Origin of the sequence: Mucilaginibacter sp. KACC 22063 (genome assembly GCF_028736115.1) — a bacterium.
In the GTDB taxonomy this organism is placed as follows: domain Bacteria; phylum Bacteroidota; class Bacteroidia; order Sphingobacteriales; family Sphingobacteriaceae; genus Mucilaginibacter.
The window spans coordinates 3,302,883-3,325,895 of record NZ_CP117877.1 but is presented as its reverse complement, the minus strand read 5'-3'; the positions used below and the strand labels follow the sequence as shown (position 1 = coordinate 3,325,895).

25 protein-coding genes are annotated in these 23,013 nt (G+C 41.2%); 7 read left to right on the top strand and 18 right to left on the bottom strand.

Going from position 1 to position 23,013, the window contains the following annotated elements:
- Window positions 1-89 precede the first annotated feature (89 nt).
- Together PQ461_RS14335 and PQ461_RS14330 are read right to left on the bottom strand one after the other, a co-directional pair.
- Complete coding sequence (locus tag PQ461_RS14335; protein ID WP_274206211.1) at window positions 90-572, bottom strand: dihydrofolate reductase; 483 nt, start codon at window positions 570-572, stop codon at window positions 90-92.
- A 174-nt stretch (window positions 573-746) separates the two neighbouring features.
- Window positions 747-1,541: a thymidylate synthase gene (locus PQ461_RS14330; RefSeq protein WP_274206210.1), complete on the bottom strand. Its 795-nt coding sequence runs from the start codon at window positions 1,539-1,541 to the stop codon at window positions 747-749.
- Window positions 1,542-1,683: 142 nt separating this feature from the next.
- Between PQ461_RS14330 and ispE the strand changes: the two genes are divergently transcribed.
- The gene (gene ispE / locus PQ461_RS14325; protein ID WP_274206209.1) at window positions 1,684-2,487 is read left to right on the top strand and encodes a 4-(cytidine 5'-diphospho)-2-C-methyl-D-erythritol kinase; all 804 of its coding nucleotides are present in this window, start codon (window positions 1,684-1,686) and stop codon (window positions 2,485-2,487) included.
- Here the strand turns inward: ispE and PQ461_RS14320 are convergent.
- From PQ461_RS14320 to tgt, 5 genes are all read right to left on the bottom strand, one after another.
- Window positions 2,484-3,371: an NAD(P)-dependent oxidoreductase gene (locus tag PQ461_RS14320; protein WP_274206208.1), complete on the bottom strand. Its 888-nt coding sequence runs from the start codon at window positions 3,369-3,371 to the stop codon at window positions 2,484-2,486. The genes ispE and PQ461_RS14320 overlap by 4 nt on opposite strands.
- A gap of 18 nt (window positions 3,372-3,389) precedes the next feature.
- Complete coding sequence (locus PQ461_RS14315; protein WP_274206207.1) at window positions 3,390-3,674, bottom strand: LapA family protein; 285 nt, start codon at window positions 3,672-3,674, stop codon at window positions 3,390-3,392.
- A gap of 698 nt (window positions 3,675-4,372) precedes the next feature.
- Complete coding sequence (locus PQ461_RS14310) at window positions 4,373-5,281, bottom strand: DMT family transporter (protein ID WP_274206206.1); 909 nt, start codon at window positions 5,279-5,281, stop codon at window positions 4,373-4,375.
- On the bottom strand, window positions 5,281-6,381 hold the full coding sequence (locus tag PQ461_RS14305; RefSeq protein ID WP_274206205.1) for an LptF/LptG family permease: 1,101 nt from the start codon (window positions 6,379-6,381) through the stop codon (window positions 5,281-5,283). The genes PQ461_RS14310 and PQ461_RS14305 overlap by 1 nt, the downstream gene beginning before the upstream one ends.
- A 4-nt stretch (window positions 6,382-6,385) precedes the next feature.
- The gene (gene tgt, locus PQ461_RS14300) at window positions 6,386-7,516 is read right to left on the bottom strand and encodes a tRNA guanosine(34) transglycosylase Tgt (protein ID WP_274206204.1); all 1,131 of its coding nucleotides are present in this window, start codon (window positions 7,514-7,516) and stop codon (window positions 6,386-6,388) included.
- A 41-nt stretch (window positions 7,517-7,557) separates the two neighbouring features.
- Here tgt and PQ461_RS14295 point away from each other — a divergent pair, with 41 nt between their 5' ends.
- Genes PQ461_RS14295 through rsmG form a run of 3 tightly spaced genes read left to right on the top strand, consistent with a single transcriptional unit; the run spans window position 7,558 to window position 9,963 of the window.
- Window positions 7,558-8,748 carry a glycosyltransferase gene (locus tag PQ461_RS14295; RefSeq protein ID WP_274206203.1) on the top strand — a complete coding sequence of 397 codons (1,191 nt, stop codon included), beginning with the start codon at window positions 7,558-7,560 and terminating at the stop codon, window positions 8,746-8,748.
- Window positions 8,739-9,344 carry an RNA polymerase sigma factor gene (locus PQ461_RS14290; protein ID WP_274206202.1) on the top strand — a complete coding sequence of 202 codons (606 nt, stop codon included), beginning with the start codon at window positions 8,739-8,741 and terminating at the stop codon, window positions 9,342-9,344. The genes PQ461_RS14295 and PQ461_RS14290 overlap by 10 nt, the downstream gene beginning before the upstream one ends.
- Window positions 9,334-9,963 (top strand): 16S rRNA (guanine(527)-N(7))-methyltransferase RsmG, encoded by a 630-nt coding sequence (gene rsmG / locus PQ461_RS14285; RefSeq protein WP_274206201.1) that lies wholly within the window; start codon window positions 9,334-9,336, stop codon window positions 9,961-9,963. Before PQ461_RS14290 ends, rsmG begins: the two co-directional genes overlap by 11 nt.
- Before the next feature lie 74 nt (window positions 9,964-10,037).
- Here rsmG and PQ461_RS14280 read toward each other — a convergent pair whose 3' ends face one another.
- Window positions 10,038-10,487 (bottom strand): BlaI/MecI/CopY family transcriptional regulator, encoded by a 450-nt coding sequence (locus PQ461_RS14280; RefSeq protein ID WP_337993470.1) that lies wholly within the window; start codon window positions 10,485-10,487, stop codon window positions 10,038-10,040.
- Between the two features lie 385 nt (window positions 10,488-10,872).
- On the opposite strand from PQ461_RS14280, the gene dprA reads away from it, so the two are divergent.
- A complete protein-coding gene (gene dprA / locus PQ461_RS14275) occupies window positions 10,873-11,970 on the top strand; it encodes a DNA-processing protein DprA (protein ID WP_274206200.1) in 1,098 nt (365 codons plus the stop codon).
- Here the strand turns inward: dprA and PQ461_RS14270 are convergent.
- The 7 genes from PQ461_RS14270 to sppA all read right to left on the bottom strand — a co-directional run bounded on the left by PQ461_RS14270 (window position 11,967) and on the right by sppA (window position 19,104).
- Window positions 11,967-12,443 carry a SixA phosphatase family protein gene (locus PQ461_RS14270; protein WP_274206199.1) on the bottom strand — a complete coding sequence of 159 codons (477 nt, stop codon included), beginning with the start codon at window positions 12,441-12,443 and terminating at the stop codon, window positions 11,967-11,969. The genes dprA and PQ461_RS14270 overlap by 4 nt on opposite strands.
- Before the next feature lie 5 nt (window positions 12,444-12,448).
- Entirely contained in the window at window positions 12,449-13,072 is a 624-nt protein-coding gene (locus PQ461_RS14265; RefSeq protein ID WP_274206198.1) for a porin family protein, read from the bottom strand.
- 9 nt (window positions 13,073-13,081) lie between these two features.
- On the bottom strand, window positions 13,082-14,059 hold the full coding sequence (locus tag PQ461_RS14260) for a glycosyltransferase family 9 protein (RefSeq protein ID WP_274206197.1): 978 nt from the start codon (window positions 14,057-14,059) through the stop codon (window positions 13,082-13,084).
- A complete protein-coding gene (gene rfaE2, locus PQ461_RS14255) occupies window positions 14,060-14,560 on the bottom strand; it encodes a D-glycero-beta-D-manno-heptose 1-phosphate adenylyltransferase (protein WP_274206196.1) in 501 nt (166 codons plus the stop codon). It lies immediately after the preceding gene.
- The gene (gene rfaE1 / locus PQ461_RS14250) at window positions 14,560-15,546 is read right to left on the bottom strand and encodes a D-glycero-beta-D-manno-heptose-7-phosphate kinase (RefSeq protein WP_274206195.1); all 987 of its coding nucleotides are present in this window, start codon (window positions 15,544-15,546) and stop codon (window positions 14,560-14,562) included. Before rfaE1 ends, rfaE2 begins: the two co-directional genes overlap by 1 nt.
- A gap of 28 nt (window positions 15,547-15,574) precedes the next feature.
- Window positions 15,575-17,248, bottom strand: coding sequence for a DNA polymerase/3'-5' exonuclease PolX (locus PQ461_RS14245; RefSeq protein ID WP_274206194.1), 1,674 nt, complete (start codon window positions 17,246-17,248; stop codon window positions 15,575-15,577).
- 86 nt (window positions 17,249-17,334) lie between these two features.
- Window positions 17,335-19,104, bottom strand: a complete 1,770-nt coding sequence (gene sppA / locus PQ461_RS14240) for a signal peptide peptidase SppA (RefSeq protein WP_274206193.1) — start codon at window positions 19,102-19,104, stop codon at window positions 17,335-17,337.
- Between the two features lie 87 nt (window positions 19,105-19,191).
- Between sppA and folK the strand changes: the two genes are divergently transcribed.
- Together folK and PQ461_RS14230 are read left to right on the top strand one after the other, a co-directional pair.
- Entirely contained in the window at window positions 19,192-19,668 is a 477-nt protein-coding gene (gene folK, locus PQ461_RS14235; protein ID WP_274206192.1) for a 2-amino-4-hydroxy-6-hydroxymethyldihydropteridine diphosphokinase, read from the top strand.
- A gap of 28 nt (window positions 19,669-19,696) precedes the next feature.
- A complete protein-coding gene (locus PQ461_RS14230; RefSeq protein ID WP_274206191.1) occupies window positions 19,697-20,065 on the top strand; it encodes an Hpt domain-containing protein in 369 nt (122 codons plus the stop codon).
- Here PQ461_RS14230 and purS read toward each other — a convergent pair.
- The 3 genes from purS to rho form a co-directional block, all read right to left on the bottom strand.
- The gene (gene purS / locus PQ461_RS14225) at window positions 20,062-20,316 is read right to left on the bottom strand and encodes a phosphoribosylformylglycinamidine synthase subunit PurS (protein ID WP_274206190.1); all 255 of its coding nucleotides are present in this window, start codon (window positions 20,314-20,316) and stop codon (window positions 20,062-20,064) included. The two genes, PQ461_RS14230 and purS, sit on opposite strands and share 4 nt — an antisense overlap.
- Entirely contained in the window at window positions 20,313-21,023 is a 711-nt protein-coding gene (pssA, locus tag PQ461_RS14220; protein WP_274206189.1) for a CDP-diacylglycerol--serine O-phosphatidyltransferase, read from the bottom strand. The genes purS and pssA overlap by 4 nt, the downstream gene beginning before the upstream one ends.
- A gap of 90 nt (window positions 21,024-21,113) precedes the next feature.
- Window positions 21,114-22,757 (bottom strand): transcription termination factor Rho, encoded by a 1,644-nt coding sequence (gene rho, locus PQ461_RS14215; RefSeq protein ID WP_443192772.1) that lies wholly within the window; start codon window positions 22,755-22,757, stop codon window positions 21,114-21,116.
- Window positions 22,758-23,013: the final 256 nt, after the last annotated feature.

Sequence of the window (23,013 nt, the reverse complement as noted above, 5' to 3'; positions counted from 1 at the left end):
TAGTTTATAAGCTTTTTTAACAAGACGGCAAATCTAACAAAAATTTGCTACGCTTAAATTTTAATTGAAACAAAAATAAATGACGTGTGTTAGCGGCGGTCAAGCGTGATGTAGGAGTAGGGGATATTGTTCTTTTCATCGGCGTCAAAGTCCTCTTGCGAAGTGATTTTCCAATCATTTTCATCAATTTCAGGGAAGAAGGTATCTGCCTCAAAATCCTTGTGAACCCTGGTTAAATAGATCCTGTTGGTAAGCGGCATAGCCAAGCGGTATATCTCGGCACCGCCTACAATAAAAACCTCATCTTCGCTGGCACAAAGCGCTAAAGCCGCTTCAACAGAGCTTACTACTTCGCAACCTTCAATTTGAATAGTCTGACGGGTAACAATAATATTCCTGCGATTTGGAAGCGGCTTGCCTACAGAATCAAAGGTTTTACGGCCCATAATTACGGTATGGCCGGTTGTGATCTGTTTAAAGTGCTTTAGATCAGCAGGCAGGTGCCATAAAAGTTGATTATTTTTACCTATGGCGTTGTTGGTTGATACGGCGACAATTGCAGATACGATCATTTCTTATTGAGTCATTGCGAGGTACGAAGCAATCCCGAGCCTGCAATGTGTTTAATTATATTTTATTAATTGTCCGGAGATTGCTTCGTCGTTCCTCCTCGCAATGACGTTTGGTTTTAAAGAATGTTAAGCCAATGACTAATGAACCAATGACCAGTGAACCATTGCACTAAATTATACCGCTACTGCACCTTTAATATGCGGCCACGGATCATAATTTTCTAAAGTGAAGTCTTCATACTTAAAGTCGAAGATGTTTTTTACTTCAGGGTTGATCTTCATGGTTGGCAAAGGACGTGGTTCGCGGCTTAGCTGTAGCTTCACCTGGTCGAGGTGGTTATTATAAATGTGTGCATCACCGAAAGTGTGAATAAAATCGCCATATTGTAAATCGCAAACCTGCGCAATCATCATGGTTAACAATGCGTATGATGCAATATTAAAAGGCACACCTAAAAATATATCGGCACTGCGCTGGTAAAGCTGACAGCTTAGCTTGCCATCGGCTACATAAAACTGAAACAGCGTATGGCAGGGCGGAAGCGCCATCTGGTTGACATCGGCTACGTTCCATGCAGATACAATCAGCCTGCGCGAGTCGGGGTTCTTTTTGATCATATCAATCAGTTGAGTGATCTGATCGATGTGGCCGCCATCCGGCATCGGCCATGATCGCCATTGGTAGCCATAAACCGGGCCAAGGTTACCTTCGGCATCAGCCCATTCGTCCCAGATACGTACGCCATTATCTTTAAGGTACTTAATATTGGTATCGCCTTGCAAAAACCATATCAGTTCGTGGATGATGGATTTAAGGTGTAATTTTTTGGTAGTCACCAGCGGAAAACCATCCTGCAGGTTAAAGCGCATCTGATAGCCAAACACGCTGATGGTTCCGGTTCCGGTCCTGTCGTGTTTTTGTGTGCCGTTATCCAGCACATGCTGCATCAGATCTAAATATTGTTTCATTTTTTGAGGCTGTCGTTAAGTTACCAGGTCAATTGCTAAGTTCTGTTTGCACACTAACTCAATAACCAGGGTGCAAAATAAAAAAATCTAATTTTGACATCCTACCTTTTGTGCATAACTATGCAGCAAGGTTAATAAGTTTATGATCGTATTTCCAAACGCCAAGATCAATATAGGTTTAAATATTACGGCTAAAAGGCCGGATGGTTACCATAATCTGGAAACTGTTTTTTACCCGGTAAAGATCAATGATGCATTAGAAGCTATTGCAGCCCCTCAGTTGAGTTTTACATCTTCGGGGATAAATATACCGGGAGAGCCGGAGAAAAACCTCTGTATAAAAGCTTACGAGCTCATTAAAAATGATTATGACCTTGCGCCGTTGAAAATTCACTTGCACAAGCACATTCCAATAGGGGCAGGGCTTGGTGGCGGTTCTGCCGATGCCGCTTTTTTTATTAAACTGATCAATGAGCAGTTCAGTTTAGGATTGAGTGTTGAGGCTATGCAGAATTATGCAAGGCAGCTTGGCGCCGATTGTGCTTTCTTCATCGAAAATAAGCCAGTGTATGCTTTTGACAAGGGCGATCAATTTTTACCTGTTGAACTTGACCTGAGTAATTATGTGATTGTATTAGTGATGCCGCCTGTACATGTTTCCACCGCCGAAGCTTATGCAGGGGTAAAACCTGAGCCAGCCGAGCATGATCTGCAAGCGCTGATTAAACTCCCGGTTGCTGATTGGAAGGATGCGATTAAAAATGATTTTGAGATTTCCGTATTTGAAAAGTACCCGCAGATAGCAGCTGTTAAAAAAGCTCTGTATGATGCAGGTGCCTTGTATGCCAGTATGAGCGGAAGCGGCGCTTCAGTATTTGGGATTTTTGGAACGCCGCCTCTGCTTACACACCTGGAAAAAGACAACCAGGTATTTTATAATGTTTAAATTCCGGCGTCGTCGCTTACGCCGCGTCCAAATGCTTCAGACCAGTCGCGGTCTTTCCAGCCTTTAGCTAATGCAGTAAGTAAACGGTTGTGTACTATGTTTACCAGCGGCATGGGTGTCTGGCTTTGCTGCGACAACCTGAATGCAAGGTTGGCATCCTTGTAGCCTAACTGCGACGTAAAGCCTACCGGCTCGTACTGTTTACCTGAAATGATCTTGCCGTAGTTTTTAAATATTGGTGCATTGAAAAGGGTAGCGCTAAAGAACTCGCTGATCTGGCTGCGGTCAACACCATACTTTTCAGCGAGGGTATACGACTCGGCCATCATTTCCATTGATGCCTGTATCATAAAGTTACCGGTAATCTTAACCACGTTGGCGGCGCCAACCTCTTCGCCAAAATCAATAATGCCCTGGCTAATGCTTTCCTGCACCGGCTTAGCAGCTTCCTTTATTTCTGCCTTGCCTGATGTGCATACCCAAAGCAATTTTGCTGCGGCAGCTTCAGGCCGGCCAAAAACAGGCGAGGCAAGGTAGCAGCTTCCAGACTGCTCATGCAGTGCCGCCATCTCTTTTGAAGTTTCTGGTAAAATGGTACTGATAGAAATATGTATGGCATTTTTAGGGAGTGTTTTTAAAATGCCATCTTCTCCGGTAACCACCTCGCGCACCACTTTATCATCAGAGAGTACAGTGACAATAAACTCGACATCTTTAGCTGCATCAGCAGGCGAGTCGCATTTTGTTACTGCCGACTGATCAAGCTCGTCAATTTTTGTAGCGGTACGATTATATACTTGTAAATGGTAGCCGGCCTTAATCAGGTTTTGGGCAATGGGTGTACCCAGGTTGCCTAAGCCTATAAATCCGATGTTGGTTTTCATAGTGTGTTGAATATTGAATTAATTGATATACTCGCGATCTTCATCTGTAAGGCCACCCGGTTTGCTCAGGTGCTCCTTGTCGTCCTCATCATACTTAAAATCTTCCACTTTTGCTCTTCGCTTCGGCCTGCCTATAATTACTCCAAGTATAAAAGCAATAACCGCTACTATCCCCATCATCACAACTTTTGATACATACATGGAAGTGAATAATAGGGTGAACCGAACCTCGTCGGTGTTTTGCATAAATACTACTGTTAGCAGGATAGCAATTACAATAGCAACAATGGTTGATATTCTCATGATCGGTAATGTTTAACTAAGGTCAATATCGCTTTTTAGTTTGATGTAAATGAAAGCGTTTTAACTCATTAAAAGTTTGCATTAATAGGGAAGCATTCTCAATATTTCACCTTGGCACAGTTATCGTAATATTTAATTTGAAATTAAATTGGTTTTTGCGCTCAACTTTTATCTGATAACTACTCCTAAGCAAATTAGCCTTAAAACAGTTCTCTGATTAATTCTCCTGAAGTGTTTGTTCATTACACTTAATCCTGTTTACTGTCTATTTTATCTAACAAAAATTATATGTTTAAATAGAGTTCATAAATAACTGGAAAACATTTACTTATTTTAATAAAAATACCCTTGAAGTATCATTTGCTAAATTAATTAGCATTGAGATTTTAAAAGTCATTATATATTCTGAAATTGAAGTTTATTTAAACTATGTAAGATATTGATTTTTAATATTTTATTTATATTTATATAAATAGAAATAAATCCAGCTAATACGGTTAAAAATGCACTTTTTAAATGTTTAAAGTGGAAATCTGAATTAAGGTTAATAAAGAATAAATACACTAAGCTGTCTCATGAAAAGCATCGCTATAAAGCATATGAATAGATGAGTTTGTTGCACCCCTAAATAGACAATAAGAAATTAAATTGTCTGCTTTTAACAACAAGTTAAATGGTTGTAAAGAAAAAGATGCTGATTAGCGATTTTTAAGCTTGCTTACCTGCTTTTGTGCTACAGGAAAAAGGAAGATAGTAGACAGGATAATTAATGCACCAGCCCAAAATCCTATGCTCATTAAACGTAACTCGCCAAAGAAAAGGAACGACATCACGATGCCATATACCGGCTCGAGGTTGGTGATCAATGCTACCCTAAAGGCAGAAAATTCCCGCATGACAGATACACCTGCAACGTAGGCAAGCGAAGTGCAAACGGTACCTAATATAAACAGGTAGCCCAGATCTGATGCCTTGGGCAAAGCAAAGTTGCTGAAGCCGCCCGTTGCTAACAGGAACAGTGATAACCATAATACCCCGCCGCCTAACTCGTAAAACGCAATAACAGGTGCTTCTAAATGCTTTACCTGGCGGGCGTTTATAATAGAAAATAAACTGGCAAATGCCGCGCTGCAAAGCCCCATAATGATACCCTTAGTGTAATGGGTTTCAAATTTGAAGATAAGGATGATGCCTGTGATAATGAGAAGCCCGGCGGCAATCTCCATTTTTGAAATCTTTTTATGATTAATTATCGGCTCAAAAATAGCGGTGAACAGCGTTATGGATGAAAGGCAAACCAGCGTAATGGATAGTGTAGAAGCCTTGATTGCCCCAAAGAAAAGCACCCAATGGCCGCTTACCAGTGCACCTGTAAGCACCAGGTTAATCAGCGTTTTGCGGTTTACTTTGAATACTGTTTTATTGAATTTAAAATACAGGAACAAGGTGCAGAACGCAATTAGTACGCGGTACCATACCAGGTCAATAGCAGTAACAGTGATCAGCTTGCCTAATACGCCTGTAAATCCCCAAATAAATACAGTAAAATGAAGTATCAGTAGATTCTTATTAAGTCCGCTGGTAGCAGGAGTAGCTTGTTGGCTCATTACTTAGGTGCTTTAATCAGCAGGTAGTATCCTAAAATACCGAATAGAACGTTAGGGATAAATACTGCTATAATAGGTGGCATACCCCCTTTAATAGAGAAAACAAAGGCGAAGCGGTCGACGACGATATACGTGAAACAGAGGAAGATGCCGATACCCAAAGGTAGCCCGATCCCTCCCCTCACCTTACGCGAGGAGATGGCAACGCCGATAACCATGAGTACATAAGAGGATAATGGGTATACAAAGCGCCTGTACTTTTCAAAAAGCATATCAGTAAGCGCACCTGTGCCCCGTAGTTGCTCACGTTGTATGTTTTTGTTTAGCTCGGCCATTCCCATAGCACGATAAACGTTATCATGGGCCTCAAAATCGGCTGGCTTCATGTCTAAAACCGTGTCTTTTTTGATGCCGTTGTATACAAAGCTTTCTTTAAGGCCATTTACATAACGCACGTTATAGTCCTGAATGGACCATACCCGTTTAAGCGAGTCATATACAATGCGGTTGGCAACCAGTTTTTGCTTCATTTCGTCCCCATCAAATTTCTCCAGTACAAAATCATACCCTGTATGGATGGTATTATCGAATGACTGCAGGTAAACGTAGGTGTCTTTATCCAACTGCATGTGGACCTCGCTTTTAGTAGGGTCTACATCATTAAAATAATGGTTCTCAAAGGTGATATCCAGCTTGTTGGTAAAGGGAATAAGATAGATATTGGCGAAAAAGAAGACGATAAAGATCAGTGTAGCAGAAAAAAAGTATGGCCTTAAAAAGCGGTTAAAACTGGCTTTACCGCTAAGTATGGGTACAATTTCTGTTTGATTGGCCATCTTAGCCGTAAAGAATATGACTGCTAAGAAGTTGATTAATGGCAGTAATAGGTTGGTGTAAAATGGCAGGTAACCGGCATAGTATTGAAATACAATGGCGCTTAATGGGGCATTGCTTTTCAAAAAGTTATCCAGGTGCTCAGATACGTCAAATACAACGATGATCACCATAAACAAGGCAATTGTAAAGCTGAAAGTGCCCAGGTATTTTCTTATGATATACCAGTCAATTACCTTTAAGTATCTGCCAAACAGTGCCTTCATTGTATTATAATCGCTGTGCTAAGCGCTTTACCATTATGTTTTTCCAATCGTAAAACTCGCCTGAAATAATTTTTTCGCGTGCCTGGCCAACCAGCCACAAATAAAAATGCAAGTTATGTAAACTGGCCAGCTGTGCACCCAAAATTTCGCCCGAAGTTATCAAATGGCGTAAATATGCTTTTGTATGCTCGCGGTCAACCCATAAGTCACTATCAGCTTCAATCGGAGAGAAATCAGTTTTCCATTTCTCGTTCCTGATGTTGATAATGCCGTCTTTAGTAAATAGCATGCCGTTACGGGCATTACGTGTAGGCATAACGCAATCAAACATGTCAACGCCTAAAGCAATGTTTTCCAAAATGTTAACCGGTGTACCTACGCCCATTAAATAACGCGGTTTTTGCTGCGGTAATATGTCGCACACCAATTCTGTCATGGCGTACATTTCTTCGGCAGGTTCGCCAACTGAAAGGCCGCCTATAGCATTGCCCTCGCGCTCAAAAGATGCAATTACCTCTGCTGATCTTATCCTAAGGTCTTTGTAAACAGATCCTTGCACAATAGGGAACAGTGTTTGGCTGTAGCCATATTTACCTTCGGTACCATCAAAGCGGTCGCAGCAGCGTTTAAGCCAGCGGTGCGTCATTTCAATAGAACGTCGTGCGTAGTTGTATTCGCATGGGTAGGGCGTACATTCGTCAAATGCCATAATGATGTCGCCGCCGATGGTGCGCTGAATGTCGATCGCGCTTTCTGGCGTAAACAAATGTTTTGAGCCATCGATATGCGAGCGAAAGGTAACGCCTTCTTCTTTGATCTTGCGCACTTCGCTGAGTGAATATACCTGGTAACCACCACTATCAGTAAGGATGGGCGTATCCCAGCCGATAAATTTATGTAAGCCGCCCGCCTTTTCAAGTGTATCTAATCCGGGGCGTAAATACAGGTGGTAAGTGTTGCCAAGAATGATCTGTGCCTTAATGTCATCCTTTAATTCGTGCTGATGCACTGCTTTTACAGTACCAGCAGTACCCACAGGCATAAATATGGGCGTTTGTATGGTTCCATGATCGGTTGTAAGCTCGCCTGCGCGGGCTTTTGACATCGGATCTTGTGCTGTTAGACTAAATTTCATTTTAAGGATGCAAAAATAAACATTTTCAGCCGTTTATACGGATGCGTTTATTTTCCACATCTGCCGGTTATATTGACCGTTTTTTACATTTTTGCGTATATTTTCCTGATTTGAATATACAATTACAAGAAGTGCTTGCTGCCTTACTGGGCATCAGCTTTTTATTTCAGATTTACTTTCTGCTTGTTTACCATAACAAGCTAAACGCATACCGCATAACCGAAGAGCTTAATGAGGCGCAATTTCCTGTTTCTGTTATTATCAGCGCCCGTAACGAAGCGGAAAACCTAAGCAAGTATTTACCCAATATCCTGGAGCAGCAATATCCTGTTTTTGAGGTTGTTGTAATAAATGATTGCTCGGTTGATGACTCAGAGTATATACTTGAACAATTTGAACACAAATACTCACATTTAAAGGTTGTAAGAGTAACAGAACATGCCAAGTTTAAAACCGGGAAGAAATTTGCTGTTACCATGGGGATTAAAGCTGCAAAATATGATCATTTATTGTTCACCGATGCCGACTGTCAGCCGGTATCAGAAAACTGGATCGCGAGGATGGCAGCACAATTTCAAAATCCTGAGCATCAGATCATTTTAGGTTATTCTCCTTATTATAAGACCGGTAGCCTGGTTAATATACTGATCAGGTTTGAAACAGTAAAAACGGCGATCAATTATTTTTCTGCAGCACTGCGTGGTAATGCTTACATGGGTGTAGGGCGTAATATGGCATACACCAAAGACGTTTTTTTTAAGGCAAAGGGTTTTGCTTCGCACATGCATATTATGTCTGGTGATGATGATCTGTTTGTAAATCAAAATGCTACATCACAGAACGCCGCCATTGAAATACACCCCGATTCTTTTATGTATAGTGAGCCAAAGGCCGGTTTTGGCGCATGGTTCAGGCAAAAAAGAAGGCACATGGGGGCAGGCAAGATGTATAAAGCCCGCCACAAGCGCTTATTAAGCGCCGATGCATTGACAGGGCTGTTATTTTACGGACTTTTAATAGTCTGCCTGTTCTTTAAACCTGCCGTTTACGCGGCTGCAGGCCTGTTTGGTTTACGCTGGCTTTTGCAGATATTGGTTTACCGCAAGCAATTTATCCGTTTTCAGGCAAAAGATTTGTTGTGGTTTTTGCCACTTTTAGATATTGTATATTACGTTTATCTGAACGTATTTGGTTTAATAGGGTCAGTAATTAAAACAAGCAAATGGAAGTAAATCATAATTTCACAGAAAATGCGAAAAATGATTTCCAGCTTGTGCAGAAAGCGCGGGAGGGGGATCAGAAGGCGTACGCCAGCTTAATGCAGCGATACAAAGACTCCATTTATTTTATGGCGCTTAAAATGGTGAACAACAAGGAAGATGCAATGGATCTTACTGTTGAAACCTTTGCAAAGGCCTTTGATAAGTTAGAAAAATACCAGCCCGAATTTGCTTTCAGTACCTGGCTTTTCAGGGTGGCGACTAATAACTGTATTGATTTTATCCGCAAGAAAAAGCTGAATACCATGTCGTTACATGGGATGCTTGACGATGAAGGCGACGAACGCCCATTGCAAATCAAAGCAGATACGCTGAACCCGGAAGAGTTTTCTATTAAAAAAGAGCAGACACAGGAAATTAAACTACTGGTAGATGGCCTGCCGCCCCGTTACCGCAACTTAATTATGCTGCGTTATTTTGACGAGTTATCGTACGAAGAAATAGCACAACAGCTAAGCCTGCCTTTGGGTACAGTTAAGGCGCAATTATTTAGGGCTAAGTACCTATTAGGCAATATTATAAATCATCATAACAAAAATGAACGCTGATCTGATAGAGCAATATTTTCCTGAGATAACACCTGAACAACGCCAGCAATTTGATAAACTTCAAGGTTTGTACGAAGAGTGGAACAGCCAGATCAATGTAATTTCCAGAAAAGATATCGATCAGCTCTATGAGCGCCATGTGCTGCACTCGTTAGGTATTGCCAAGGTGATGGGCTTTTTACCGGGCGAAACTGTACTGGATGTAGGTACAGGGGGCGGCTTTCCAGGCGTACCACTGGCCATTCTTTTTCCTGAAACCAATTTTCTGTTGGTGGATTCGATTGGTAAAAAGATAAAAGTAGTGCAGGAAGTGGCCAAAGCACTGGAACTTAAAAATCTTCGCGCCGAACATAAAAGGGCAGAAGAAGTACCGGGTAAGTTTGATTTTGTGGTTTCTCGCGCGGTAACACAGCTTAAGGACTTCTATCCCTGGGTGAAAGATAAGTTTAACAAGCAATCTAAAAATAAGCTGCCCAGCGGTATTTTGTATTTAAAGGGCGGCGACCTGGATCAGGAGATCGCCGAATCAAAACTTAGGGTAGAGCGATACTATCTGAAAGACTATTTCGACGGTGAATTTTTTGATACCAAGCAGGTTATCTACGTTAAGGCACAATAGCTTATTAAGCTAATGATCTTTTTTATAAATTGTTACAATCCTTATCTCTACTTAAAGTTTAAATATTGATTTTATTACTTTCCTTTCTGTGAAAGTAAAATCAGTTCTGCCAAATCAGTAACATCCAGTTTCTTTTCGCGTGCCATGTAGGCAATAAATTCTTTAACTGAGTTGCCTGGGAGAGAGGCGACCAGCTCAGCAATATCATTAAGGCTGATCTGCTTGTCTTTAACCAGGTAAGCCATCAATTCCTTTACTGACCCCTTAAAATAACCATTCAACAGCTTTTCATAAGCGAATTTCTTGTATTCCGGCTCGCTGATAAGCGGGTAGTATACATGCGAATTGCCATAAGCCTTGTGTCCGAGAAAGCCTTTGGTCTCCATTACTCTTACAACCGTTGATACGGTGTTGTATGCAGGCTTAGGATCGGGCATTTGGGCCAATACATCCTTTACAATGCCCTCTTTAATCTGCCAGAGGATCTGCATTACCTGCTCTTCAGCTTTAGTTAGCTCTTTCATTTAAGCAAAAATAGCCTAAAATACCCAACTATTTCTATAGTTTAACATAACTATTTTAGTAGTTCGTCTACTATTGTTATAGTTCGAAGGGTGCAAAATGCTACTATTTTCATAGTTTGTCTACTATTTTTATAGTTTACTTCTATTTAAATGATTGATTTATAAGGGCTTGTTGTAGTTTTGGCTTCAACATCGCTTATTAACTTCATTTAAATGCTAAAAACAGTTATTTGAATATGGTTAAATAACATTATGTTAAATAGATTATTTGCCCTTAATACTATGTTATTAGCGCTTAAGTGTAGGGGTTAAGCGCTGTATAGCTGAAAATATTAAGGCGATATAGCATTGGCTTTTTTAATTATAGCTGTATTTTAGAAGCCTTATGTCCCTTATCCATAAAATAGCCCTTAGCTTTATTAAAAATGCCGGACCGGTGCTTGCAAAGTCTATGCTGGCTTATGCTGGCAGTGCCGAAAATGTGTTCTCTATGGTACCTAAACGGCTCGACAGGGTACCTGGGATAGGTCCTAAGCGTTTAGAAGCTTTTGATTTTGAAGCCGCATTAAAACGGGCTGAAGAAGAGATCGGATTTATTGAAAAGCATAACATCGATGTGCTGTTTTACAGCGATCCTGCTTATCCTAAACGCCTTAAAGCTTGCCATGATGCCCCGGTATTGCTGTACGCCAAAGGGAAAATGGATCTTAACCACCCGCGTATAGTCAGTGTAATTGGTACCAGGCAGCCTACAGAGTACGGTAAACAGCTCTGTCGCGACTTAATAGAGGAACTAAGCCAGTACGGTGTTTTGGTAGTAAGCGGATTAGCACATGGCATTGACGTGGCTGCACATAAAGAAGCGCTTAAACATAATATGCAAACCGTTGGCGTGTTGGGGCATGGGCTACAGCAGATCTATCCCGCAGTGAACAAGGGTACAGCAGAGAAGATGCTGCTAAATGGCGGCATTTTAACTGAATATCCATCAGGTGTGATACCAGATAGGGAGAATTTTCCTTCGAGGAATAGGATAGTAGCCGGTATTGCCGATGCTACCATTGTAATAGAGGCCAATATAAAGAGCGGTACGCTCATTACAGCAGAAATAGCTAACTCTTATAATCGTGACGTATTTGCGTTTCCAGGTCGCATAAATGATGAGTTTTCTGAAGGTTGTAATTTTCTGATCCGCAACCATAAGGCCAGCCTGCTTACTTGTGCGGCAGATGTTGCCTATTTAATGGGCTGGGATAAGCCTGATGCAGCAGTGGCAAAACCAAGCCAGTTATCATTAGCTATGGATTTAAGCAGCGAAGAGCGGCAAATAATGGAAATTTTACGGTCAGATGCCGGTATTGCTATTGACGAGCTGACCTTGAAAGTAGGTATGCCTGTAAGCCAGCTTACCATGAATCTGCTCAATCTTGAAATGCAGGGCTTTATACGCTCAATGCCTGGTAAAACCTATGCGCTTAATTAATCTTCCGCCTCGTAATACCAGCTAAGCTTGCCTGTATCGGAAGCGGCCATTTGCCAGCTGTGAATATCAAGCTCAATCAGCGCAGCACCGCTGGTATCAAGATTGCAGTACTGTCCTGTTAAATAGGTCAACAGGTAGCTTAAGCCGGGATTGTGCCCTGCAAGTGCTAAAAAGTTGTAACCATCCGGAAAGTTGCTTACAATGCGGGCAAGGGTTTCCTGCGATGCTTCATAAACGTCATGGATCAGTTCCGGAGCAGCAAGTTCAAGTTTGTCAGCAATAATTTCGGCAGTTGTTTTAGCCCTTAAGGCATCACTTGAGTATATTTTATCAGGTACAATTTCTTTCTTTTCCAGCTTTTTGGCCAGGTGTTTCGCGTCTTTTTCACCCGAGTGTTTCAAAGGCCTTGCAAAATCGCCGCTTTCGGTCTCATGTGCTGCTTTAGCATGCCTGATTATCAATAGCTTTTTCATAGATGTTATTTAAAAACATAACCTATGCTTACACAAAAAAAGCGGTTATGTATAGTGCTGGTACCTGTATCTTTTAATGGCTGAGTGGCTAAGTTTTTTAATCCTAATGCATATCTCAAATCGAAAAGCAGGCCATTATCAATCTCTAAACCTGTGGTAAAGTTTACGCCAAGGTCTGTTCGTTGCAAAAAATTTTGGTTTCCGAATTCTAATTTCTCGGAAGACGTGCTATTGGGCGTTTGATAGTCATAATGCCCCTTTAAAGCGTTGGCATAATAACCGCCAGCACCCGCATATAAAATGCCAAGCCCTGTTAGTTTAAACTTTTTTGCAATATTAACGGGTATATCTAAATAGCTGATATGGGTAGTGGTGGTTATTGCATCTTCTACAACTTCGCCTCCTTTGTTTGACCAGTTGATACTGCCCTGCAGCATCCAGTTACGCGGGAGATAGTATTTGACAATACCGCCTATATTAAAAGTTCTGATTGAGTTAGTGTTTATAACATCTTTGTTATTAGTAGTTTGTGATGCTATGCCACCGCCTATTTTAAAAGAATAGCCAAACTTTTGGGCGTAGGCATTAACAGTAAGAAACGTTAACAGTAAAAAGAATATGTGTTTCATTACCTAAACTTATGAAGATATCGTGTTATTGGCAAAATTAATGATCGGTTCTTCGGGCATATCATTCATACATTTAAAATGGCCAAGCGGGCAGTGGCCTAATCCAAATTTTGAACAAGGCCTGCATGGCAGATCTATACCTGCCACCAGCACTTTTTCAACATGGTATGGCTGCACTCCCAATAATTCTGGTACGGTACCACCCCAAACAGATACAATTGGCTTATTAAATGCTTCGGCAATATGCGTAAGTCCTGTGTCGAATCCAATTATGCTGATGGCGTTAGCCACCAGATACACCGATTGATCAAGCGAGGTAATACCACAAGCATTGTAGACCTTATTACCAAGCGCCTGAGTTATCACTTCCCCATTAGCTTTTACGTCTTCGCCGCCGAGCAGTACAACAGGATAATTTATTTGCCTGCAAATGCTGATGATCTTGTCATTAGGCATGCGTTTGGTGAAATGGGTAGCGCCGATCACAAAAGCCACATAACCATTTTGATGAGTTTCTGGTAGCAGGTCAGAAAGCTGATAACTACCCTTGATATAATAATCTATCGACTGGCTATCGTTGGTTACATTTAAGAATTTAACTGTTTCTAAATACCTGTCTACCAAATGTGTTAGAGGTACTAACTTTAAGTTAAACTTTAAACTTAGCCATTTTTTAATGCGCTGCTTTTTATAGGTTGACGACTGAACCCCCGTGCGTAATTTGATAATGGCGGTACGCAGGTTGCTGTGCAGATCAATGATGTAATCGTATTTTTCTTTTTTGATTTCAGCAATAGTATCGCCAAGCTTATCTTTTAAAAGCAACAGTTTATCCAGGTAAGGATTGGCATCATAGATATATCTGAAAGCAGGTTTTGTAAGAAAATGAATTTCGGCATCGGGTAACTGCTTTTTGAGACAACGCACCACAGGCGTGGTGTAAATAATATCGCCCATTGAGCTAAACCTGATTACCAGTATCTTCATTCAGGAACCTTGTTTTCTGATCTTGTTGATGATGGATGTTGAAGAATACCCATCTACAAAATTAATGGTTTTTACTTCACCGCCATTAGCCATCACTTCTTTGGCGCCAACAATATTGTCGATAGTGTAATCTCCGCCTTTAATTAAAACATCAGGCATCAGATTATTGATCAGGTTTGCCGGGGTATCTTCTTCGAAAACTACCACCAGATCAACAAAAAGCATAGCAGCCAATAGCAGTGTCCTGCTGCCCTGATCGTTCACGGGGCGCTCGGGGCCTTTTAATCTTTTAACCGATGCATCAGAATTTAGTCCGATGATCAGTCTGTCGCCGCATTCGGCCGCCTTTGCCAGATAAGTAATATGACCGGTATGCACCAGATCGAACACACCGTTAGTGAAAACTATCTTTTCGCCTGCTACTTTCCATGCCTTAACCCGGTCAATGGCTTCGGGCAAAGTGAGCAATTTATTAGCAATGGCAGTTTCAATGTTTTTCATTATTGTATGCGTTTGGCCATATCCTCTAAGATCTCTTCAACAGTGGTAGTAGCACTACCCACCCGGCGAATTACGATAGCTGCGGCATGGTTAGCCAATTCGCAGGCTTCATCAATTTCAAGACCTTGAGCTATGAAGTATGCGATAGTTGCCAGTACAGTATCGCCTGCACCGGTTACATCAAATACTTCTGTTGCTTTAACTGGAAGCAGTTTGTAGGTGATAGGGCTTAAAATGGCCATCCCTTCTTCAGATAGTGTAACGATGAGATAATCTGCATTGGTTTCATCAAAAATAATTTTTGATGCCCGCTGTAAATCGTCCATGTTACTGATCTTCTCTGATTTTGATGCTTCTGCTAATTCCTTACGGTTTGGCTTAATAATATAAACACCATTATATTTAGAATAGTTGAGGCCTTTAGGGTCAACGATAATCCTTTTTCCGTGGTCATTGGCCAGCTTTATCAGCTTTTGTGTAAGATGTGGGGCGAACAGGCCTTTATTATAGTCAGAAAACAAAACGATATCGACATTGCTGATGCATTTTTCAAGCGATGAGATCATTTGTTCTTCCAGTTCGGTGTTAACTGGGGTGGTAATCTCACGGTCTACACGTACCAACTGGTGATTGCCTGCTAATACCCTTGTTTTTACAGTAGTGGGGCGGGTTGCATCTTTCACAATACCGCGGGTATCCATGCCTTCTTGTTCGAGTATGCTTAAAAGCTGCTCACCCTGTATGTCATTACCGATAACTCCGGCTACGGTTACTTTTGCACCTAAAGCCACCAGGTTTTGCGCCGCATTGGCCGCGCCGCCTGCTGTAGTTGATTCTTTTTGTACGTTCACTACCGGTACGGGCGCTTCAGGGGAAAGGCGGGTAGCGCTTCCCCAAACATAATGGTCAACCATTAAGTCGCCAATAACCAATATATTAGGTTGTTTTTCTGTTTTTAGTATAGATTTTACTTTATCTGTCAGCATGGTTTATAGTCGAACCGTTTAAACAATATTAAACAGCTTTTTCTTTTTTAGCTTTAAAAACGCTTGTTATTTGTTCAAGATCCATTGCATTTAAGCATTGTTCTTTGCTAACGCCTGCTTTTCGAGCAACAAGCACACCATATTTCATGTCGTTGAAACCTTCATTACGGTGAGCATCCGGATTGATAGAAAGCATTACGCATTTGTCAAGCGCATATTTCTGCCAGCGCCAATCAAGGTCGAGGCGTAAAGGGTTCGAGTTGATCTCAATTATTACGCTATTGGCAGCGCAGGCATCAATTACCTTTTTATAATCTATATCATATCCTTTGCGGCTAAGCAATAGCCTGCCTGTAGGATGGCCTAAAATGGTTGTATAAGGATTTTCGATAGCCTTTATCAAACGTGCGGTTGCTTTTTGTTCATCCATTTTTAAATTGGAGTGTATAGAAGCTACTATGAAATCAAAAGTTTGTAGTATCTCATCGGGATAATCTAAAGAACCATCGTTTAAAATGTCAGACTCGATACCTTTAAATATATGAAAGCCGTCGAGCTTTTTATTTAGCTCATCAATTTCTTTATGCTGCTCAAGCACACGTTCTGCTGTTAGTCCTTTGGCATAAAAAGCACTGCGGCTATGGTCGCTGATGCCTAAATACTGGAGCTTTAAGGTGTCCCTGCAATAAAGCGCCATCTCTTCAAGCGTGTTTACACCATCACTCCAGGTACTGTGGTTATGCAAGGCACCTTTCAGGTCGCCAACGGATATGAGTGTTGGGACTACTTTTGATTCCACAACTGTTGTACCTTCGCGAAGTTCGGGATGTATCCAGGGCAAACCGGCCTTTTCATAAATTAGTTCTTCTGTCTCCGGCTGTTCAAGGCTATCAGTTATATGTTCAATCACTGCTTTAACGTGTTGATCGTCGCCGGTTTGTATAAACAGTTCTTTAATGAATAAATATTTGCTTACAACAACCAATTTAACAGGTAAGGCATTAGGCAGCTTACCTGTTACGCAGTAATTTTCTACTTTAATATCTTCTAATAGTTTTGAGTTTTTTACGGCTTCAAGTGCTGCAGTATGATCGCGCGAGCCAATTACAATGATCAATTCATTGATTATTTCGCAACGGCGGCGAAACTGGCCGGCAAATTCTACCAGTGCACCGGGTAATTCGCTTTTAATATCTTCTAAAAGCGTGTCCGCTTCATCTTCTATTTGTGCATAAAGGAAGCTGCCATGATTAGACATTTTAAACTCGATCACCTTCCTGATCTCTTCCTGAGTTTTTAAGCCGAAGCCCTTAGCTTCAATCAGGCGGTTTTCGTTACAGGCATAAAGTAGTTCGCCTATATTTTCGATGCCGAGTTCTTTCCAGATAACGCCTATCTTTTTAGGTCCTATACCCTTAATGCCCAGCATTTCAACAATACCAACCGGGGTAGCTTCGATCAGATCCTGCAAGTCGGTTATTAAACCCGTTTCAATCAACTCGGCAACCTTGGCAGCGGTACTTTTACCAAGGCCGTCTATCTTTTCCATTTCTGCTAAAGACTTAGAGGCAATAGGGAAAGGCAGTTTGTCTATTTTCAAAGCAGCATTAGCCATAGACTTTACCTTGAAGGGGTTCTCTTCGTGCAATTCCATCAATTGCGAAAGCAGCCTTAGTGTACGAGCTATAGGTTTGTTTTCCATACCGGGTTTGCGGGTAAAAATACAAAAGCCACCCAAATAGAGCGGCTTTAATATAATTTAATTTATGGCTTATTGTTTTGCCTGGTTTACTTGATCACGATATCATAAGGTAAACGTGCCTGCGGTATACGCATTAAATGTTGTAATGATTTTACCTGCTGGTAGAAAGTATAATTTTCGCCAAGTTCAGATTCTATCACCTTTGCTTTAATATGGGAGCTGATGTTACCGCTAAATTTATTGAAAATGCTTTTCTGTTCAGGGTAGGTTACCAATTTGTAGTCTTTAACATTGGCCTTTTTGGCTGCTGAGGCAACGGCGTCATTGATATTACCTAAGCGGTCAACCAGTCCTAATTTTAAGGCTTGGCTGCCAGTCCATACACGGCCCTGTCCAATACTGTTGATGTAGGCTTGCGTTTTATGGCGGCCATCGGCAACGGCTTTTGTAAACTCATCGTACCCACGATTAACCTGTGTTTGCAGTATCATGTGTTCTTCGGGAGTAAGCGGGCGGCTGATATCGCCCAGATCGGCAAACTTACCTGTCTTTACACCATCAAAAGTAACGCCTACCTTATCGTTAAAAAACTTTTGCATGTTAGGCAGGATAGAGAAGATGCCGATAGACCCTGTAATGGTATTCGGTTCGGCAATGATAGAATCTGCAGCGCAAGAGATATAATAACCACCCGATGCGGCATAGTCGCCCATAGATACGATGATCGGTTTTACTTTATGTATCAACTGTACTTCGCGCCAGATTACGGCTGAAGCCAATGAGCTGCCACCCGGAGAATTAACCCGCAGCACTACTGCCTTTACCTTGTTATCAAGCCTTACCTTACGAAGTGCGGCAGATATTTTATCTGATCCTATTGTATTATCGTCACCATCGCCTCCGCTTATTTCGCCTGAAGCGTAGATGATAGCAATTTTACGGTCTGACGAGCCTGAGTCACTGTCTTTGTCAGACTTGCTGTTGGTATAGTCGCCGATGTTTACGCTGTTAAGATCTTTTTTATGGCTGATACCAGAGCGGTCTTTCAAGTCGTCCAGTATTTCGTCCTTATATTTTAAGCCATCAACCAGTTTGTATTTCAAAGCATCTTCGGCAAACTGTATGCGCATGTTGTTGGCCACATTACGCAAGGTATCTGCATTTAAATGGCGGCTTGATGCGATATTATTCAGGAAGTAATCATATAAAGAACCAAGATAAGCGTTCACCTGTTCGCGGTTGGCATCGCTCATTTTGTTTAATACAAACGGCTCGACAGCACTTTTATAAGTCCCCACTTTAATAACTTGTGCTTCTATACCAAGTTTATCAAGCGTTCCCTTAAAAAAGGTGATCTGCGAACTGAACCCGCTAAAATCAAAAATACCTTTAGGATTTAAGTAAACTTTATCAGCAACCGAAGCCAGATAATAAAAGCTTTGGGTATAGATCTCGGCGTAAGCAACTACAAACTTACCCGACTTTTTGAAGTCGATCAGTGCTTTGCGTATTTCTTCGGTAGTAGCCTGCCCGTTAAGCATGTAACTTTCTGTCAGGAAGATACCTTTGATATTATCGTCGGTTTTTGCTTTTTTAATGTTAGCCAGAATATCATTAAGGCCGATAGCCTTGTCTGAATCAAATCCTAAAAATCCTAATCCTGCAAGCGGGTTGTTAGGGGTACGTTCTGCAATAGGATGATCTAAAGAGATAGTTAAAATTGAATTTGGCTCAACGCTCACTTCTTTATCGCTGCTTGCCGAAGAAACAAAGCCTATAATCACAAATAACAGTAAAACTGTTGTTATTACAAGCCCGACTATAGTGGCCAGTACAAATTTGAAAAATTGTTTCATTAACTATTATAAATCTTTTTTTATCTATGCAAACTTAGTAATTACCTAAGTAAAGGTAAGAGTACCACATATAATATTTGTTACAACATGATTAATGTTTTTTTGTTGCTGGGAAGTAACCTCGGCAACCGTGAGGAGTTTATTAAAAAAGCCGTTGAACAAATAGGTGAATTTGCCGCCGTATTAAAAACATCATCATTATATGAAACGCAAGCCTGGGGCAAAGAGGGCGAACCTGATTACCTTAACCAGGTTGTAGAAATAGCTACTGATATGAAGGCGCACAACTTGCTGGCCATGCTTTTAAATATTGAGCAGCGTCTGGGCCGTTTGCGTAACGAAAAATGGGGCTCGCGTACAATAGATATTGATATTTTATTTTATGGAAACCTTGTGATTGATGATGCTGATTTAACAGTGCCACATCCGCGTTTACATGAGCGACGCTTTACGCTTGAACCGCTTGAAGAAATAGCAGCAGAGCTGATTCATCCTGTTTTTAAGAAAAATATTACACAGCTAAAAAAAGATTTGAAAGATAGCTTAATTGTTAAAAAATTATAACTTTGGTATAAATCATAACATTAAATTTATGTCTGATAACCAGGACCTTAATCTGTCTTTTTTATATGAAATTGCGGATGGAAGCAATGAATTCATTGTAGAGTCGATAGATATGTTTATGCAGCAAACCCCCGAGTTGCTACATATAATAGGAACGGCTATCAGTGCAAAAGATTGGCCAGTTGCGGCAACATCTGCGCATAAGCTAAAACCTAATCTTGGGTTCTTCGGCATGCTCGAAAGCCAATCGACCATGCAGGAGATAGAGCACCTTGCAAAAACAGGCGCCCCGGATATCGACCTGATCACGGACAAATTCAATGCCGTTAGAACTGTACTTACAGGAAATCTGAGAAAATTATTGCAGGTAAAAGCAGAGGCAGAAGCGCAGCTTTAAACCGCGCTTATTTCTATGCTGTAGCTTTCCATAATCAGGTTAGCTAAAAGGCTTTTGCAGGCTTGTTCAACCTTTTGGTGTGCGGTCTCTGCGTTTTCGGCCTCAATTTCCAGCGAAATGTGCTTGCCTATACGTACGTTGTCAATTTCAGACAAGCCCAGATTTTTCATACTTCCTGAAACTGCTTTGCCTTGTGGGTCAAGAATTTCTTTTTTAGGCATTACGTCTATTTCGGCCTTAAACTTTGTCATTTCGCTATTTTAAATTGAATTACTGATAAGGTAATATACATAAGTATAACTACCGGAACAGCGGCAAATTTAAAAAATAAGATCAAGATTGCCGAGAACAGAAGCAGTAAATAACGATAGATATTTTTATTAAAGTCGCGGTTTTTAAATTTAAGCGACATCAGCGGCATTTCGGCTACCAGTAATGCGCACATAATGAGCACAAAGCACGATAAAAAGTATGGGTTGAGGATGTAGTCGTTGTAAAAAGCATTCTGTTCGCGTAAAATCAACGGGAAAGAAGCGATCAGTATAGCGTTGGCCGGGGTAGGCAGACCTATAAAATTTTCTGCCTGGCGTATGTCCACGTTGAACTTGGCAAGCCTTAAAGCTGAAAACACCGGCAGCAGGAAAGCTATAAAGTTTAAATAGGGACTAATATGGTCAATCTGCGGTGATTGCAGGAACAGCTGATATAAAATTACGGCAGGTAATACGCCGAAACTTACCATATCGGCCAGTGAGTCAAGATCTTTACCTATACCCGAAAATGATTGCAGTACCCTTGAGGCCAGTCCGTCGAAAAAGTCAAAGATGGCTGCCAGGAAGATGCAGTAGGCAGCAAAGATGAGGTTATTATTAAAAGCGAAAACAATACCAATACAACCGCTGAACAAATTAGCACATGTAATAGCATTAGGCAGGTGTTTCTTCACTCTTTTCTTCATGTCCGGCTGTAAATATAGCAACCTTATATTAAGGTTCTGTGAAGTTAAATGTTTTAAAACACTTAACCTCACAGTATACCTTTAAATATATTATGAATTCATGGAGATCAAAAACTCTTCGTTGGTTTTTGTTCCTTTTATCTGTGCCTGTAAAAATTCCATTGACTCCTGCGAGTTCATATCGGCAAGGTGGTTACGTAAGATCCAGATACGCTGTATGGTATCACGGTCATGCAGCAAATCATCGCGGCGTGTGCTTGACGCAGTAAGGTCAATAGCAGGGAAGATACGTTTATTAGAAAGCTTACGATCGAGCTGAAGCTCCATGTTGCCGGTACCTTTAAATTCTTCAAAGATAACCTCGTCCATTTTAGAGCCGGTTTCAGTAAGTGCTGTAGCTATAATGGTTAATGAACCGCCATCTTCGATGTTACGTGCTGCACCAAAGAAGCGTTTAGGTTTGTGCAATGCGTTTGCATCCACACCACCGGATAATATTTTACCAGAAGCAGGGGCTACGGTATTATAAGCACGGGCTAAACGGGTGATCGAGTCAAGCAGGATAACAACATCGTGTCCGCACTCCACCATGCGTTTTGCTTTTTCAAGTACGATGTTGGCAATTTTAACATGGCGTTCGGCTGGCTCATCAAAAGTTGATGAAATAACCTCGGCACGTACGCTGCGGGCCATATCGGTAACCTCTTCAGGGCGTTCGTCAATCAGCAGGATGATCAGGTAAACCTCAGGGTGGTTTTTAGCAATAGCATTGGCTACATCCTTCAATAACATGGTTTTACCGGTTTTTGGCTGTGCCACAATTAAACCACGCTGGCCTTTACCGATAGGGGCAAAAAGGTCCATAATGCGGGTTGAATAATTGCCCGGATCAGTGAACAGGTTTAACCTTTGCTGCGGGAAAAGCGGCGTTAAGTGGTCAAAAGGCACACGGTCGCGCACTTCGGCAGGTATACGGCCGTTAATGGCTTCTACACGTACCAGCGGGAAATACTTTTCGCCTTCTTTTGGCGGGCGGATACTTCCACGAACGGTATCGCCGGTCTTTAAACCAAATAATTTGATTTGCGACTGTGATACGTAAATATCATCAGGAGATGTAAGGTAGTTATAATCAGAAGAACGCAGGAAACCATAGCCATCAGGCATAATTTCAAGTACACCTTCGTTAACAATTACGTTGTCAAAATCAAGATTAATAGCCTCCTGGTTTTTTTGCTGGCCGTTTTGGTTATTATTGTTGTTGTTATTATTAGGCTGACGACGCTCGCGCTCAAAACGTTGCGGGCGGGCTTCTGGAGCTGTAGGAGCAGCAACAGTGTCAGTTTTTTCATTAACCGGTTCGTCGGCTAAAGTAGCGCTGTTAGCTTCTTCGCTTTCAGGACGGTTAGGTTGTTCTGATGAGCCGTCAAATAAACTTGCAGAAGGCTTAGTGTTTTCCGGCTGTTCATCTTTTTTAGCTTTTACAGAACGTGCTCTTTTACTGCGTGGCTTATCATCACCATCGGCAGCTTCTTCAGGGGCATTTATAGGCTTATAGTTATTTTCAAGTAAACTTTGTTGTACGCGGGCAGCTTCAATAAGCTGTTGTTGCTCGCTGATTCGGGTGATTAATTGAGGTTTGCGCAACTCATCAGCTTCTGCGATACCCATACTTTTTGCCATCAGGCGCAACTCGGATACGAGCTTGTCATTCAATTCTAATGTTTCAGACATGAGAGGAATTATAATTCAAAAGGGATAATATTGTTAAGAAGTTTGCCCACAATTTTTACTCAGCGAAATGCTAAGTCAAGTTAATTTGTAAATCTGTACCGGGTAATTTTATCGTTTCTCAGATACAAGAAAACTTTTGTCAGGAAAACGATGCAATTGTAATTAATATATATATAAAATCAAAATTTTTGAAAAATATATACATTCGGATAACACTTCGGGTTATTTTTAGTTTTTTTGGCTTCGAAAAAAAATA

Coding starts and splice junctions, on each gene's coding strand:
- sppA (WP_274206193.1), bottom strand. CDS start 19,104: ATGAAACAATTTTTCAAATTTGTACTGGCCACTATAGTCGGGCTTGTA.
- PQ461_RS14270 (WP_274206199.1), bottom strand. CDS start 12,443: ATGAAAAAGCTATTGATAATCAGGCATGCTAAAGCAGCACATGAGACC.
- PQ461_RS14280 (WP_337993470.1), bottom strand. CDS start 10,487: ATGAAAGAGCTAACTAAAGCTGAAGAGCAGGTAATGCAGATCCTCTGG.
- rsmG (WP_274206201.1), top strand. CDS start 9,334: ATGAACGCTGATCTGATAGAGCAATATTTTCCTGAGATAACACCTGAA.
- pssA (WP_274206189.1), bottom strand. CDS start 21,023: ATGAAGAAAAGAGTGAAGAAACACCTGCCTAATGCTATTACATGTGCT.
- PQ461_RS14330 (WP_274206210.1), bottom strand. CDS start 1,541: ATGAAACAATATTTAGATCTGATGCAGCATGTGCTGGATAACGGCACA.
- PQ461_RS14305 (WP_274206205.1), bottom strand. CDS start 6,381: ATGAAGGCACTGTTTGGCAGATACTTAAAGGTAATTGACTGGTATATC.
- PQ461_RS14320 (WP_274206208.1), bottom strand. CDS start 3,371: ATGAAAACCAACATCGGATTTATAGGCTTAGGCAACCTGGGTACACCC.
- PQ461_RS14290 (WP_274206202.1), top strand. CDS start 8,739: ATGGAAGTAAATCATAATTTCACAGAAAATGCGAAAAATGATTTCCAG.
- PQ461_RS14245 (WP_274206194.1), bottom strand. CDS start 17,248: ATGGAAAACAAACCTATAGCTCGTACACTAAGGCTGCTTTCGCAATTG.
- PQ461_RS14295 (WP_274206203.1), top strand. CDS start 7,558: ATGCGTTTATTTTCCACATCTGCCGGTTATATTGACCGTTTTTTACAT.
- PQ461_RS14315 (WP_274206207.1), bottom strand. CDS start 3,674: ATGAGAATATCAACCATTGTTGCTATTGTAATTGCTATCCTGCTAACA.
- folK (WP_274206192.1), top strand. CDS start 19,192: ATGATTAATGTTTTTTTGTTGCTGGGAAGTAACCTCGGCAACCGTGAG.
- purS (WP_274206190.1), bottom strand. CDS start 20,316: ATGACAAAGTTTAAGGCCGAAATAGACGTAATGCCTAAAAAAGAAATT.
- tgt (WP_274206204.1), bottom strand. CDS start 7,516: ATGAAATTTAGTCTAACAGCACAAGATCCGATGTCAAAAGCCCGCGCA.
- PQ461_RS14335 (WP_274206211.1), bottom strand. CDS start 572: ATGATCGTATCTGCAATTGTCGCCGTATCAACCAACAACGCCATAGGT.
- PQ461_RS14260 (WP_274206197.1), bottom strand. CDS start 14,059: ATGAAGATACTGGTAATCAGGTTTAGCTCAATGGGCGATATTATTTAC.
- PQ461_RS14310 (WP_274206206.1), bottom strand. CDS start 5,281: ATGAGCCAACAAGCTACTCCTGCTACCAGCGGACTTAATAAGAATCTA.
- rfaE2 (WP_274206196.1), bottom strand. CDS start 14,560: ATGAAAAACATTGAAACTGCCATTGCTAATAAATTGCTCACTTTGCCC.
- PQ461_RS14265 (WP_274206198.1), bottom strand. CDS start 13,072: ATGAAACACATATTCTTTTTACTGTTAACGTTTCTTACTGTTAATGCC.
- rfaE1 (WP_274206195.1), bottom strand. CDS start 15,546: ATGCTGACAGATAAAGTAAAATCTATACTAAAAACAGAAAAACAACCT.
- rho (WP_443192772.1), bottom strand. CDS start 22,757: ATGTCTGAAACATTAGAATTGAATGACAAGCTCGTATCCGAGTTGCGC.
- PQ461_RS14230 (WP_274206191.1), top strand. CDS start 19,697: ATGTCTGATAACCAGGACCTTAATCTGTCTTTTTTATATGAAATTGCG.
- ispE (WP_274206209.1), top strand. CDS start 1,684: ATGATCGTATTTCCAAACGCCAAGATCAATATAGGTTTAAATATTACG.
- dprA (WP_274206200.1), top strand. CDS start 10,873: ATGTCCCTTATCCATAAAATAGCCCTTAGCTTTATTAAAAATGCCGGA.